Origin of the sequence: uncultured Agrobacterium sp., assembly GCF_913777885.1 — a bacterium.
Taxonomy (GTDB): domain Bacteria; phylum Pseudomonadota; class Alphaproteobacteria; order Rhizobiales; family Rhizobiaceae; genus Agrobacterium.
Window position 1 is genome coordinate 77,238 of sequence record NZ_CAJYTV010000016.1, and the last position, 13,584, is coordinate 90,821.

The following is a 13,584-nucleotide window of genomic DNA, read 5'->3' on the forward strand; positions in this document are numbered from 1 at the left end:
TACCCAGCAAGTTTCTTCCACGGTCTCGCGAGGTTCTTGATGCATACAACATCTACCACAACGGCCTTGCTCGTTTCGATCGCCCTGATGGCGGGTGTTGCTGCAACATCCTGGTTCTTGGGTGATGCCGCCTCACTGACAGTGGCAAAGACGGCCATCGTCCCCCTTTACCTGCTGGCGACCAAAGGTCTTCAAACGTATTTTCCCGACAATGCCGCAGTGGATGCAAATATGTGGGAAGTGGCAAAGTTTCAGTTCGCAGACGCGGCACTCCTGGCCGGGTTTGTCGTCATCATCGTCGCTCATGCCGATAGTGCCGCGGCCCGCATGGTGATGGACTTTATTTGGATGACGGCTCTGATTGGTGGTGCGCTGACAGGCATCACCTGGCTTCAGCAAAAGCGCAGAAATAACGCCAAGTAATCTCACCGGAACGTTACCGATTTGTAATCCGCTCTTCCCTTGAAAAGCCGCATTTGCAGCCTCATTTCTCAGAGGACGGCGACTGATCACGCCGTAGTCTGATAGCTGGCTCGTCCCCCGCCGCGTCAGACCGGACAAAGGCCTTTCCCCCTCTCCGGGCCTTTGTCCCTCAATATGGCCGCCATGACCGTCCCCTCCCGGTCATGGCGGTTTTCTTTCGCGCGTCCTCCTGGCTCGCGCATGCCTCGCGAAAGCATGCCGCTGTACATCGTACGATATGTAAATGATCCGGACGATCTGCCCGATGGGATTTTCTCGACAGGACTCGGTAGCCTATCTTGCGGCGCAACTGGCAAAGTGTTTTTCGCTTGCGCTGCAAAGACGCACAGCAGAGCTTGGGTTTTCGCCTGGCCAGTTTCCCGTTCTGCTGGAACTGTGGAAGGAGGACAGGTTGACGCAGCGCCAGTTGCTCGACCGGGTCGACATAGAGCAGGCGACGCTGGCCAATACGCTCGCGCGCATGCAGCGCGATGGTCTTGTCGAGCGAAAGCCCCATCCCACTGATCGCCGCTCGCAGATCATCATGCTGACGCAAGCGGGGCGCGCTCTGGAAGAGGCGGCGATCGCCGCTTCGAACGAAACGGAAGAGGCGCTGCTCAAGGACCTTTTGAAGTTCGAACGGCAATTGCTGCTGGAATATATGTCGCGGGCCATTGAGGCGGCCAAATCCGAAAGATGATATTTTCCGGCTCGAAACTGCTGGTCAATTGCTCTATCGTCGCGCCATCTTGTGCATGGGCGACATGATCTGACTTGGATGATCGCGCTGCCAGATGCGCAGATTTCCAGAAGGTGGAGCGCAGTCGGAAGACCTATGGCGCGCCCGACATGACAGGATCATGCAATGACAGATATTTCCCCCGTTCTCTCGGCGGTTGACGACAATCTTCCCTCCAGCCTTGAGAGACTTTTCGAACTTGTTCGTATCAAGTCCATCTCCACCGATCCGGCCTACAAGGCGGAGTGCCGCAAGGCGGCCGAATGGCTGGTGCGCGATCTGACCAATATTGGCTTCGACGCTTCCATTCGTGACACCGCAGGCCATCCCATGGTCGTCGCGCATCATGATGGAGCAACAGCCGACGCGCCGCATGTGCTGTTTTACGGCCACTACGATGTTCAGCCTGTCGATCCGATCGATCTATGGCAGGATGATCCCTTTGATGCCAAGTTGAAGGATATCGGCGGCGGTCGTCAGGTGATTTCGGGTCGCGGCACATCAGACGACAAGGGCCAGTTGATGACCTTTGTCGAAGCATGTCGCGCCTATAAGCAGACCAGCGGTTCGCTGCCGATCCGCGTCACCATTCTCTTCGAAGGCGAAGAGGAATCCGGCTCGCCCTCGCTAAAACCGTTCCTGGACGCCAACTCAGGCGAGCTGAAAGCAGATTACGCTCTGGTCTGCGATACCAGCATGTGGGACCCCGAAACGCCTGCGATCGCTGCGGCTCTGCGCGGTCTTGTCGGCGAGGAAATCGTCATCACCGCTGCCGATCGCGACCTGCATTCCGGCCTCTTCGGCGGTGCTGCGGCCAACCCGATCCATATCCTGACCGACATTCTCGCCGGGCTGCATGATGAAACGGGTCGCGTGACATTGCCCGGGTTCTACGAGGGCGTGGAGGAAACTCCCGCCAACATCAAGGCTTCGTGGGATAATCTCGGCCGCACGGCAGAATCCTTCCTCGGCGAAGTTGGTCTTTCCGTTCCGGCTGGAGAAAAAGGACGTTCAGTCCTCGAGCTGACTTGGGCGCGGCCGACGGCGGAAGTGAACGGCATCACTGGCGGTTATACGGGCGAAGGCTTCAAGACCGTTATCGCCGCAAAAGCCTCTGCAAAGGTGTCCTTCCGCCTTGTCGGCCGTCAGGATCCATCCGCAATCCGCGAGAGCTTTCGCGCCTATGTACGTTCTAAGATTCCGGCAGATTGCTCGGTCGAATTCCACGAACATGGCGGCTCGCCAGCCATCCATCTCTCCTACGACTCGCCAGCCTTGACCAAGGCGAAGTCGGCGCTGTCGGATGAATGGGCAAAGCCTGCCGTGGTCATCGGCATGGGTGGATCGATCCCGATTGTTGGCGACTTCCAGAAGATGCTCGGCATGGATTCGCTGATGATTGGCTTCGGCCTCACCGACGACCGCATTCACTCGCCCAATGAGAAGTACGAGCTCAAGTCTTTCCACAAGGGAACGCGCTCATGGGTGCGGATCCTATCGGCATTAAGCGCCAAATAATCGAATGGGAGACAGACAGTGCCGCCTTTGGCGTCACTGATCCTCGGGGGGTAGGCCCAGAAAAACAAAAAGGCCGGGCAAGCCCGACCTTTCATTTCCGTTTATGCGATCAGTGCCAGTACATCCGTGGTCAAAGTGCAAAAACGGTTTTGTGTCTCAGCACGGCGCCAGCATATTTACTGTCGCTCATGTCTTCCCTTTGATCATTGCGCGCTTTGGTTAATTTTTCATTAACCGGGCTGCAACGCGGCGGCTCATCAAAGCCTCATCGGGAACTGCCGAAACACTGATGTACCTTATATTGGTTGGCATGATCTCTTTTACAAGGACAAGGGCCCATTATTCGTCAGATGCCTTTAAAACGCAAAAAGCCGAGACGCGAGATCTCGGCTTTTCAACTGACAGACTGGTCAAACCAGCCAAATCATGATCAGGCAGCGACGAGGCTGTCTGCAGACATCTTGCCAGAACGACGGTCCTGAACGAGTTCGTAGGAGATCTTCTGACCGTCCTTGAGACCGCTCATGCCAGCGCGCTCGACTGCAGAGATGTGTACGAACACGTCCTGTGCGCCGTCGTCAGGCTGAATGAAGCCGTAGCCCTTGGTTGCGTTGAACCACTTAACTGTACCAGTAGCCATAACGAGTTCCTTCCGTTGGCGTATTACTTTTGCACTGAAAGCCAGCGCGGTTTTGGTCGAATTTGAAGGAAAGAAAGATCGTCTGAGCGTCTTTGGGACGCCGAAGCTCTGGTCGTCAAACAAATATCGATGCGAGAGAAGTAGGGCGGGTGAACGAATAAGTCAAGTTTCCCCTCAACACCGTTTCACGACAAATCTCACGGGCAAATTTCAATAGAGCGCGTCGCGTTGTCCTGCATCAAAAGGCATCGCGCTCGCGGTTGTTGTGAGGCCGAGGGATCTGCGAGCATACCCCGGATACTGAGATGATGAAATGAAGGGAGCTTCTGCCATCAAGGCAATAAAAAACCCGGCGCGGGAGGAGGTGCGCCGGGTTTTTAAAACTGACTGACAACTGGGAGGAGGAGTGCTGTCAGTCCAATCGGGCGACGCTGGGAGGAGGAGTGCGTCGCTTCGATGCTTGTAAGATACAGGAGTTTCCGTCCGAAAACAGAAATATCATTGCAGCGCAGCATTGCGTTTTGCGCATAGCTATGAGGCGTCCTCTTGCCTCCATGGCCGGGTGCGCCTAAAGATTGCGCATGAGCCTTCGTTCCGTCCAAGACTATTTCGCGACCCATGCTCCAGATATTGAGGTTCTGGAGACCGAAGCCAGTTCTGCCACCGTGGCACTTGCCTCGGAAGCGCATGGCGTCGATCCGGATCAGATAGCCAAGACGATCTGCGTTAGGGCGGGAGAAACCATTCTCCTCGTCGTCACCGCTGGTATGAAGCGTCTGGACAACCGGAAATTCAGGGATCGCTTCTCCGCCAAGCCTCGCATGCTGGATGCGCAAGAGGTGGTCGAGGTAACGAGCCATCCAGTCGGTGGCGTTTGTCCTTTTGGCTTGCCTTCCGATTTACCGGTCTATTGCGATGTGTCACTGAAGGATTATGCCGAGGTCGTGCCTGCGGCAGGTGCGATTAACGCGGCGGTGCGGATTTCGCCAGAGCGCCTGGTGAGCTTGACCAAGGCCGAGTGGGTCGACGTCTGCCAGTTACCCCCGTTCGCGGTGACGCCAAAGTGAAGCCGGTTGCGCCTTAACGCCACCTTAAATCGCCGCATTTAAGCTTCAACGGGATTCACCTTCGGTGTCACGCGATGTCCGGCGCGACATTAGTTATCATGGAGCAGTTTCTCACAGATGGCCGGTAGCGGAAAATCACGCCAGAGAGTCGAACCTTCTTTTGGGGATTTTCATGATTCCGGCGATGATCTGCGTCTCGATGCCAGTGATCGGGTTGCCGGCACCAATGCGGGTAGCCGAAAGTCAGGTCCCTCCGATGCGCCGCCGCCTAAAAAGCGCGGAACGAAGCCGTCGAAATCGAAATCGAAATCGAGGCGAGAAACGCGTGAGCGCGGCGGGATCACCGGCTTTTTCCGGCGGATCATCTATTGGTGCATCGTGCTCGGAATCTGGGGCGGTATCGCGGTCGCCGGTGTCGTCATTTATTATGGCGCACGCATGCCGAACGCCAGCACTTGGGCCATTCCAGAGCGCCCGCCGAACCTGAAAATTGTCGCGGTTGACGGCACAATCCTGGCCAACAGAGGCACGACAGGCGGCGAGGCTTTGGCGCTCGAAGATATGTCGCCCTATATCCCGCAGGCGGTGATTGCGATCGAAGATCGCCGATTCTACTCGCACTTCGGTGTCGATCCGCTCGGCCTCGGGCGCGCAGTGGTCACCAATCTTCTGCATGGTCGCACGGTTCAGGGCGGCTCGACCCTGACGCAGCAATTGGCCAAGAACCTCTTCCTCTCTCCGGAGCAGACGCTGGAGCGCAAGATCCAGGAAGCGCTTCTCGCCATCTGGCTGGAGCAGAAATACACCAAGGATCAGATTCTGGCGATGTATCTGAACCGCGTCTATTTCGGTTCGAACGCCTATGGCGTCGAGGCCGCCTCGCGCCGATACTTCAACAAATCGGCGCGTGACGTGAACCTCGGCGAAGCGGCGATGCTGGCGGGATTGTTGAAAGCGCCCTCGCGCCTGTCTCCTGCGCGTGATCCGCAGGCGGCGGAAGAACGGGCGCAGGTGGTGCTGCAATCCATGCGCGATGTCGGTTTCATCTCCGAAGACGAGATCAAGACCGCCATGTCGCAGCCACCCACCAAGGCCAAGCGCTTCTGGTCGGGTGCCGAGCACTATGCGGCCGATATGGTCATGGATGAGGTCAAAAGTCTGATCGGCGACGTGAAGCAGGATCTGACGATTGATACGACCATCGATCTCAATCTTGAGAAGGATGCCGAGAAGGCGCTGAACGATGTGCTGAAGAGCGAAGGCAAGAAGCTCGGTGCTTCGCAGGCGGCGCTCGTCTCGATGGACGGGGCAGGTGCCGTGCGCGCCGTCGTCGGCGGTGCAGATTATGCCGAAAGCCAGTTCAATCGTGCCACCAAGGCCAAACGCCAGCCAGGCTCTGCCTTCAAGCCCTTCGTTTATATCGCCGCACTCGAATCCGGCCTGACACCGAACTCCGTGCGCAACGACGCGCCGGTCAGGATCGGGAACTGGACGCCGGAAAATTACGATCAGAAATATCGTGGCGAAGTGACGCTTGCGACCGCAATTGCCAATTCGCTCAACACGATTGCCGCGCAGCTCGTCATGGAGGTCGGACCCAACAAGGTTACGCAGGTGGCGCATCGCATGGGTATCGAATCCGACCTTCAGGCCAATGCCTCGATTGCGCTCGGCACGTCCGAAGTTTCGCTGCTGGAACTGACGTCTGCCTATGCGCCGATGATGAATGGCGGTTTCAAGGCAACGCCTCATATCGTCAAGCGTATCACCGATGCCGATGGCAAGGTTCTCTACGAAAACAAATACGACAACCCGCCCCGCGTTCTGGATGAGGGCATCGCCGCAACGATGAACGGCATGCTGACGGGCGTCATCAATGAGGGTACCGGCAAGGCTGCGCGTCTTAAAGGTTGGCAGGCAGCCGGTAAATCCGGCACGACTCAGTCTTTCCGCGATGCGCTTTTTGTCGGCTACACCAGCCAGCTAACCACCGGTGTCTGGTTCGGCAATGATGACGGCACGTCGATGAAGAAGGTAACGGGTGGTGGTCTGCCGGCCAAAGCCTGGAAGGAATTCATGACGGCAGCCCATAGCGGCCTGTCGCCATCGCCACTCTTTGGGCTTGGCGCTTATGGCGGCCAGGAAATCGGTCAGCCCATGGCGCAAAGCCCGCAAGCACCCGCGACGATCGGCGACATTATCTCCGATGCGTTGGGCGGTGGCTCTGCGCCCACGCCGGCGGAGTATCCGCCCGCACCCGTTGGTGCTGAACAGACCGCAGGCACGGTCCCGGCGCCGCCCTCCGAATATCCGCAACAAGCCTATCCACCACAGCAATCCGGTGGGCCGGTCCCGCCTGCAGATATCGGCGGCGGTGCTCAGCCACGACAAGGTGGACCGAAGCAGACGACCCTTCTCGATATTCTGATGGGCAATTGACGGTGGCGGTTGCGTTTCTCACTAGGAGCGCGGGGTTTCGCTAAAGTCTTTCGAAATGCTATCAAATTCCTTGCTCAGCAGGATCTTGTGAGATTGGACTTACCCAAATCTGGCGCGCGATGCTGAAAAGCTCTACACTACGAGCGGCAATAGTGTCCTCATCCCACACGTCATACTTATTTAAATCCCGATTTAAAGCTAAGCTGGAGTGAGAACGAACGGCAGGCATCTTTACAGAAAATGGACCATGAGAAACCGCCGTGTTTAGAGATTGCGTCAACAATGTTAGGTTGCCAAGCTTGTTCACGGCGCTCTGCCGCTGAAGGTTTCGGAAAATCAAATCAGCATCGTTTTCATCCTCCACGTGATCAAAGCCGAGAACGGGCCAATGAGTTTGCCACTTTTGCGGCATTATGTGTTCGACGCTTAGCTGCGACTTGATCTCAATATCTTCATTCCGACTTGACCGCTTAGCTTGTTCTATTGCCTCTAAAATATACCTCAACCGGGGCTGGCGTGTCCCCTGATACTGGTCGCGCCCTGTCCAGCCGCTCTGCCATTCGCTATCTGTCGGCCACCTCTCTGTTTCGGACTGACGTCCTGAGAGATATTCGATTAGAGCCGCAATTTTATCGGGACCAGCAGCCCGTAAGCGTTCTATTATTCCAACGAAAAGGCGATTGTAGCCTTTGGTCGAAAGTCCGCAGATATCGCGTCGAAGAATGTAACTCTCCAACACCTCTAAACCTCTTGGAAGAGCATCTATAGCTTCTGGTGCGGTAGCGAGATAAACAACCAATGGCATGGCCGTGGAGACGTCAAAGGCGTCTGCAAATCTGCCAAATCTGCCAAGCGGGTCATCTTTATGTTGATCGAAGAGACGCTTTTCTACTGACGCAGTCGCCGTAATGGATTCTAGTTCATCTCCGACTGAAGCAAACGGACGCTCATTCAAAATCCATCGGCGATAGCGTTCGAAAAGTGTTTCAACGGATACGATATCCGACAAGTGCATGGAAAGGTGATCCGTCAACATCCAATCTAGACGTTGGCGGGTTTGACGGCCCCGCGAAGCAACATGGCTCCAAAATGCGCGATCAAGCGGCAACCAATGCTTCTCATAAAGTTGATCAACCTTGAGAGACCCTTGATCCTGCCCCATTCCCTTGGCGCGCTGGAAAATAAAATTCCTCATCAAGTCTGCAGGGGTGAGATCGACGCCGCGGCTGTTTAAGGTCTCGAATATGGTTTGAGGATCGTCGCCGCCCTCCAACTCGATCGATACCACCGCCAAGCCTTCCTTCAGTGCTTCGAAAAGAAGCTCAAGCTTAAGTTCATCGAAGACACCATCGGTGGTCGCTAATGTTTCTACCTTCTCGCGGAAGAAAGCGTGTGCCGCCACAGAGCGTCGCACAAAGCCGTCCTCATCCGAGGGCTTTGCTGTGATAGCATCCGCGTTAACCGCGGGGTCTACGATGGACACAAATGATCGCCGGTCGGAAAGAGAAGGCCAAAGTTTAAAGCGTTCAACTTCTGAATGCTCCATAACTCCGTCATTTGTCAGATACTTTTGAAGCTCTTCGGCATACCTTGATCCATGCTTTTGAGCTACATCACGAATAGCGGATAGCAGAAGTTGGAATGTGGTAAGACGTTGCTGGCCATCGATAATCTCGTAGGCTTGTACTTGTTTGCCAAAGGTTTTGAGCTGGTTGATCACCATAGCGCCCATGAAATGAGGCGTTAGAGTTGACCGATCTGAGTTCAGCCGGTCAATCGCCCGCTCAATGTCCTCCCAAAGCAGCTCCAGCTGTGGTGTCACCCTCCATGCATATTGGCGCTGATAGAGTGGAATCAGGTAACGCTTTTTGCCGTCGAACAACTCTATAATGGAGCGAGTATAAGGCTTCATTGATCGATCCTACCAATATCTTCAGGTTGTTCTTTAATAAGAAACTCGTTTTACGCGTGATGTCTTCTCAGATTATTTTGCATAATTCAATAGCTCTCGGGTAACTTCCTGTCGTTTGATTATAGCTATCTAAAAATAGAAGTCGGTTGCCTCCGATTGCGAGGTGATTTTCCAATCTGTCACTCGTGGAGGTTCTCGTCCGCCCAGAATGCGGGGTACGGGATATTTACCGCTGAGACATCTCCTCCCGCCGTAAAGATTGGATTCAGTCTTTTTTGATAATGTCCCGTTAGTCATACCTTTTGGTTATCGGGACGGGCCGGTTTTGCGCATGTCCCGATTTTGTTTTGCGTACGGGTTCACATGCTTCGATCGACAGTGCCAGCTTTTGTTCTCGCCTGCCTATCTCTCTCGGGCTGTACCTCCAGTTCCGGGCCGGATGCCCTCATGGCGGGTTTGCCTTCGAAGGAAGTAACGAGTTCCGTCACACCATCCGCACCGGTTCCGCAGGCAAGTGTTGGTGAAGCCAGCCAGAAAGTCGCTTTGAACAGGCAGCCGCATCAAGAGGTGCTCGCCTGGGGCGGGCCGATGCCAAGTGGTTCACCCGCCTTTGCAGCCGTCGACAAGCAGATGTCGACGCAGCAGCGTGCAGCACCTGTCATCGCGCCACCAGCCATTCCCCAGGCTCGTGTGAATCTTCCACAAGACAGACCGGTCCAGCTTGCCATGGCAGGCAGTGTTGCCATGAGTGCGGGATCTTCGGCGCGCTCACGTGTGTTTCGTCCGGCCTTTTCGGATGCAAAGCCAATCAATTTTGGCAGGGTTCAGCCGAAGCACTTTGAAGTTCACGGTGTCGATGTCTCGCGTTGGCAGGCCAATATCGACTGGGAACGTTTGAGAACGCGCGGCGCCAACTTCGCCTTCATCAAGGCGACCGATGGCGGTGATCATCTGGACCCGATGTTCCGCACCAACTGGGAGCGGGCCAAGGCCGCAGGCGTTCGCCGTGGCGCATACCACTTCTTCTACTGGTGCCGCCCGGCAAGCCATCAGGCAGACTGGTTCATTCGCAACGTGCCGAGAGATCCAGATGCGCTGCCGCCGGTAATCGACGTGGAATATAACGGCGAGTCCTCCTGCAAGATGCGTCTGTCCCGCGCCCAGGTTCTGGAAAAGATGCAGGTCTTCATGGACAGGCTCGAGCGCCATTATGGCAAGCGCCCGATCATCTATACCGCGCCGGATTTCTACAAGGATCACCTGTCCGGCGAGTTGCGCGACTATCCCTTCTGGCTGCGTGCCGTCGCCCAGCATCCCTCGCGGGTCTACCCTGACCGCAAGTGGCTGTTCTGGCAGTATTCCGGCTCAGGCCTGTCCCATGGCGTCGAAGGCAAGATCGATCTCAATGTCTTTAACGGTAGAGAAGAAGACTGGCACCGTTGGATCGGCCGCGGCGGGAACGGCTGACGCCTATCTTGCAAATCTCCGCGCACCTGCAACGCAGGCCACCACGCCGAGCGTAACTACCAGCATGGCGAAGCTGACGGGCTCGCCCAGTAGCGTGGCGGCAAGCAGCAGCGCAAAAAACGGTTGCAGCAGTTGCAGCTGGCCAACGGCTGCAATGCCACCCAAGGCCAGCCCGCGATACCAGAAAATGAAACCGATCAGCATGCTGAACAGCGACACGTAGGCAAGCCCACCCCAGGCCGGTGCGGCAATGCCGCTCCATGTGGAGGGCATGGAGCAGAGCGCGAGTGGAAGCACGATCGGCAGCGAAATAACAAGCGCCCAGGAAATGACCTGCCAGCCGCCAAGCCGCCGGGAGAGCGCGGCGCCTTCCGCATAGCCTAGCCCGCAGACGAGGATCGCTGCCACCATCAAAAGATCGCCGATAAGATTGCCCTCGCCATTGAGGCTGAGAGCAAAGCCTGCGACGAGCAGGCTACCGAGGCAGGAGAATATCCAGAAGGCGAGGCGAGGGCGCTCTCCGCCGCGCAGAACGGCAAAAAGGGCGGTAGACAGCGGCAAAAGCCCGATGAACACTGTGGAGTGAGCAGAGGTGACCTGCTTCAGGGCCAGCGCAGTCAATAGCGGAAAGCCTACGACCACGCCGAGCGAGACGATGATGAGCGAGGACAGATCGCCTCGCGCCGGTTTCGCCTGCCGAAAGGTGAGGAGAAGGGCAGCCCCCAACATCCCTGCAATACTGGCGCGGGCAAGTGTCAGGAACAGTGGATCGAAACCTGTTACCGCCAGGCGCGTGGCCGGCAGAGATCCGCTGAAGATTATGATCCCGATAAAACCGCTCAACCAACCGCTCGATAATTTGTTCATGCATGGCGCTCCTTCTCAGTTTTTATGTCCGGAAAAGCCTGGCTCTGCCAGAAACGGTGACGTACAGTTGTGCGAAACTGTTATGGTAGATTGAGCACCACAGATGGACCTAGGTCATAGCGCACGGACGAGCGCCTCCCCACGCATCGATGCGGTGATGATGGAGATAAGACGCCGCATTGCCGCGCGGGTTTTGACGCCCGGCGCAAAGCTTCCCTCCGTCAGAGCCTTGGCAAAGGCGCAGGCTGTTTCAACCTCCACCGTCGTCGAAGCCTATGAGAGGCTGGTTGCCGAGGGGGCAATACGGTCGCGTCCTGGCTCGGGCTTTTTTGTTGCCAGTGCGCTGGCCCCGCTTTCGCTGGCGGATATTGGCCCAAAGCTCGACAGGCAAGTTGACCCCTTCTGGGTATCGCGCCTGGCATTGGAGGGCGGGCGGGGGCTTGCCATGCCCGGCTGCGGATGGCTGCCGCCATCATGGATGCCGGAGGACGCCTTGCGTAAGGCACTGCGCGCGCTCGCGCGCGCCAATGCCGACGTGCTGACGGACTATGCCATGCCACTGGGACTGCCTGCGCTTCGCCAATTGCTGGCGAGACGTTTGGCGGAGTCCGGCCTGATGGTCGGGGCCGATCAGATCCTGCTGGTGGATTCAGGAACGCAGGCGATCGACATGATTTGCCGTTTCCTGCTGGAACCCGGTCAGACCGTACTCGTAGACGACCCCTGCTATTTCAACTTTCATGCGCTGTTGCGCGCCCATCGGGTCAAAGTTATCGGCGTGCCTTACACGGCGGATGGGCCTGACATTGAGCTGTTTGAGCAGGCCCTGGAGGAGCATCGTCCGAGGCTGTACATCACCAATTCGGCCATCCACAATCCGACAGGCGCCGTCCTCTCTCCGGTTAAAGCTCACCGCCTCTTGATGCTTTCGGAACGTTCGGGGCTGACGATCATCGAAGACGATATCTTTGCCGATTTCGAGATAACCAAGGCACCGCGGCTTGCTGCCTTCGATGCTCTGAACCGTGTGATTCAGATCGGAAGCTTCTCCAAGACTCTCTCCGCCTCGGCCCGATGCGGCTACATCGTCACGCGCAAGGAATGGCTCGACCCTCTGGTGGATATGAAGATTGCCTCGAATTTTGCCGGAAGCCAAATTTCCGAGGCGGTGGTGCTTGAGGTGCTGAAAGACGGTAGCTACCGCAGGCACATGGAAGCCCTGAAGGCGCGTCTCGCAAAGGCGAAAGCGGACGTGGTCCAGACACTGCGCTCGCTCGGAATCGAGCCTTGGACCGATCCCCAGGCGGGTATCTTTCTGTGGTGCCGCCTCCCTTCGGGTGTTGATGCCGCGCACATGGCGCGCCATGCCCTGACCGAGAATATGGTCTTGGCACCCGGCAACGTTTTCTCTCAATCGGATACGGCGTCGACTTACATGCGCTTTAATGTATCGCAATGCGATCAGCCGCAATTTGCGTCTATTCTAAGACGCGCGATGACCGAGGCGAGCCGCTGAACTCCACCTTCGTTGGCATTTTAGGAACAATTCACGCAGATGTGCATTTTCTCCCCATTGGAAGAGGAGAAAACACCATGACTTTTGATCCAAACATGCCCCGCGACCCGAACCTTCGTCCGGACCGCCCTGAACTGCGCACAACGCCCGAAACTCACCGCAAGTCCGCTGGCTGGGCACCGTGGGCAGCCATCATCGTCGTTCTGCTCGTCGGCGGTTTCATCTGGATGCAGATGAGCAGCCCGTCCACGACGGATCCGACCACAACGTCGTCTACGACACCGCCAGCTGTGAGCGATCAAGCGCCAGCCCCGGCACCGATGACGCCTACTGCCCCGGCAACCGAGCCGGCGAACGGCGCTGCACCGGCTTCGCCGAACACCAATGGCACATCGACCCAGCCTTAATCGGCGATGATGTCGTCAAAAAGAGCCGCCTGTCATGAAGACAGGCGGTTTTTCTGTATTAAAAATTCTCCATCGCTGACGCCTTGTGCCCGGATTGAGCCCAGCGCTTGAAGGATTCTTGTGCGAGATCGGCAAGCGTAATTTTGGCGAAGCGTGCGAGCAGAATTGCCTCCGCCTCTTTCATCCCGTCCGCCAAAGCCATATTGACCGACTGCTCGATGACGCAGGCCGGATTGTCCCCGGAAAGACCAATCGAAAACAGTTCAGGGGTGCCGAGAGCTTTATAGATATCGAGAAGCGTGATGTCTGAAAGCGGTCTCGCCAGCACCCAGCCACCACCGTGACCCTTTTCCGATGTGACATAACCGGCGTCGCGCAGACCCGCCATGGTGCGCCTGACGACCACTGGGTTGGTCTGTAACATGGCGGCGATGGCATCGGATGTCGCTGGTTTTTCATGCTTTTCCATGTGGATCAGCACGTGCAGCACTCTCGACAGGCGGGTGTCTTGTCTCATTTGGTCTCTCTGGTTTCCTCCTCCTATCACCAC

At 56.7% G+C, this 13,584-nt stretch carries 12 protein-coding genes; 8 read left to right on the forward strand and 4 right to left on the reverse strand.

Annotated elements, in window-relative coordinates; all coding sequences use genetic code 11:
• Positions 1-39 precede the first annotated feature (39 nt).
• The 3 genes from QZ869_RS13935 (at position 40) to QZ869_RS13945 (ending at position 2,719) form a co-directional block, all read left to right on the forward strand.
• Positions 40-423 (forward strand): hypothetical protein, encoded by a 384-nt coding sequence (locus QZ869_RS13935; RefSeq protein ID WP_296105512.1) that lies wholly within the window; start codon positions 40-42, stop codon positions 421-423.
• A gap of 304 nt (positions 424-727) precedes the next feature.
• On the forward strand, positions 728-1,162 hold the full coding sequence (locus QZ869_RS13940) for a MarR family winged helix-turn-helix transcriptional regulator (protein ID WP_296105727.1): 435 nt from the start codon (positions 728-730) through the stop codon (positions 1,160-1,162).
• 165 nt (positions 1,163-1,327) lie between these two features.
• Positions 1,328-2,719 (forward strand): M20/M25/M40 family metallo-hydrolase, encoded by a 1,392-nt coding sequence (locus QZ869_RS13945; RefSeq protein WP_296041064.1) that lies wholly within the window; start codon positions 1,328-1,330, stop codon positions 2,717-2,719.
• Positions 2,720-3,149: 430 nt separating this feature from the next.
• Here the strand turns inward: QZ869_RS13945 and QZ869_RS13950 are convergent, their stop codons facing one another.
• On the reverse strand, positions 3,150-3,359 hold the full coding sequence (locus QZ869_RS13950; RefSeq protein WP_296015816.1) for a cold-shock protein: 210 nt from the start codon (positions 3,357-3,359) through the stop codon (positions 3,150-3,152).
• A 581-nt stretch (positions 3,360-3,940) separates the two neighbouring features.
• Between QZ869_RS13950 and QZ869_RS13955 the strand changes: the two genes are divergently transcribed.
• Both QZ869_RS13955 and QZ869_RS13960 read left to right on the forward strand, forming a co-directional pair.
• Complete coding sequence (locus QZ869_RS13955; protein WP_296105514.1) at positions 3,941-4,426, forward strand: YbaK/EbsC family protein; 486 nt, start codon at positions 3,941-3,943, stop codon at positions 4,424-4,426.
• A gap of 117 nt (positions 4,427-4,543) precedes the next feature.
• Positions 4,544-6,865, forward strand: a complete 2,322-nt coding sequence (locus QZ869_RS13960) for a transglycosylase domain-containing protein (protein ID WP_296105516.1) — start codon at positions 4,544-4,546, stop codon at positions 6,863-6,865.
• Positions 6,866-6,926: 61 nt separating this feature from the next.
• Here QZ869_RS13960 and QZ869_RS13965 read toward each other — a convergent pair whose 3' ends face one another.
• Entirely contained in the window at positions 6,927-8,777 is a 1,851-nt protein-coding gene (locus QZ869_RS13965) for a DUF262 domain-containing protein (RefSeq protein WP_296105518.1), read from the reverse strand.
• A gap of 363 nt (positions 8,778-9,140) precedes the next feature.
• Between QZ869_RS13965 and QZ869_RS13970 the strand changes: the two genes are divergently transcribed.
• Entirely contained in the window at positions 9,141-10,244 is a 1,104-nt protein-coding gene (locus tag QZ869_RS13970; RefSeq protein WP_296105520.1) for a GH25 family lysozyme, read from the forward strand.
• A 3-nt stretch (positions 10,245-10,247) separates the two neighbouring features.
• On the opposite strand, the gene QZ869_RS13975 is transcribed toward QZ869_RS13970, so the two are convergent.
• Positions 10,248-11,111 (reverse strand): DMT family transporter, encoded by an 864-nt coding sequence (locus tag QZ869_RS13975; protein WP_296105522.1) that lies wholly within the window; start codon positions 11,109-11,111, stop codon positions 10,248-10,250.
• 103 nt (positions 11,112-11,214) lie between these two features.
• Here QZ869_RS13975 and QZ869_RS13980 point away from each other — a divergent pair, with 103 nt between their 5' ends.
• Together QZ869_RS13980 and QZ869_RS13985 are read left to right on the forward strand one after the other, a co-directional pair.
• The gene (locus tag QZ869_RS13980; RefSeq protein ID WP_296105523.1) at positions 11,215-12,627 is read left to right on the forward strand and encodes a PLP-dependent aminotransferase family protein; all 1,413 of its coding nucleotides are present in this window, start codon (positions 11,215-11,217) and stop codon (positions 12,625-12,627) included.
• 77 nt (positions 12,628-12,704) lie between these two features.
• Positions 12,705-13,034 carry a hypothetical protein gene (locus tag QZ869_RS13985; protein WP_296077976.1) on the forward strand — a complete coding sequence of 110 codons (330 nt, stop codon included), beginning with the start codon at positions 12,705-12,707 and terminating at the stop codon, positions 13,032-13,034.
• A gap of 58 nt (positions 13,035-13,092) precedes the next feature.
• On the opposite strand, the gene QZ869_RS13990 is transcribed toward QZ869_RS13985, so the two are convergent.
• The gene (locus QZ869_RS13990) at positions 13,093-13,551 is read right to left on the reverse strand and encodes an Rrf2 family transcriptional regulator (protein ID WP_296105525.1); all 459 of its coding nucleotides are present in this window, start codon (positions 13,549-13,551) and stop codon (positions 13,093-13,095) included.
• Positions 13,552-13,584: the final 33 nt, after the last annotated feature.

Coding starts and splice junctions, on each gene's coding strand:
- QZ869_RS13935 (WP_296105512.1), top strand. CDS start 40: ATGCATACAACATCTACCACAACGGCCTTGCTCGTTTCGATCGCCCTG.
- QZ869_RS13940 (WP_296105727.1), top strand. CDS start 728: ATGGGATTTTCTCGACAGGACTCGGTAGCCTATCTTGCGGCGCAACTG.
- QZ869_RS13945 (WP_296041064.1), top strand. CDS start 1,328: ATGACAGATATTTCCCCCGTTCTCTCGGCGGTTGACGACAATCTTCCC.
- QZ869_RS13950 (WP_296015816.1), bottom strand. CDS start 3,359: ATGGCTACTGGTACAGTTAAGTGGTTCAACGCAACCAAGGGCTACGGC.
- QZ869_RS13955 (WP_296105514.1), top strand. CDS start 3,941: ATGAGCCTTCGTTCCGTCCAAGACTATTTCGCGACCCATGCTCCAGAT.
- QZ869_RS13960 (WP_296105516.1), top strand. CDS start 4,544: ATGGCCGGTAGCGGAAAATCACGCCAGAGAGTCGAACCTTCTTTTGGG.
- QZ869_RS13965 (WP_296105518.1), bottom strand. CDS start 8,777: ATGAAGCCTTATACTCGCTCCATTATAGAGTTGTTCGACGGCAAAAAG.
- QZ869_RS13970 (WP_296105520.1), top strand. CDS start 9,141: ATGCTTCGATCGACAGTGCCAGCTTTTGTTCTCGCCTGCCTATCTCTC.
- QZ869_RS13975 (WP_296105522.1), bottom strand. CDS start 11,111: ATGAACAAATTATCGAGCGGTTGGTTGAGCGGTTTTATCGGGATCATA.
- QZ869_RS13980 (WP_296105523.1), top strand. CDS start 11,215: ATGGACCTAGGTCATAGCGCACGGACGAGCGCCTCCCCACGCATCGAT.
- QZ869_RS13985 (WP_296077976.1), top strand. CDS start 12,705: ATGACTTTTGATCCAAACATGCCCCGCGACCCGAACCTTCGTCCGGAC.
- QZ869_RS13990 (WP_296105525.1), bottom strand. CDS start 13,551: ATGAGACAAGACACCCGCCTGTCGAGAGTGCTGCACGTGCTGATCCAC.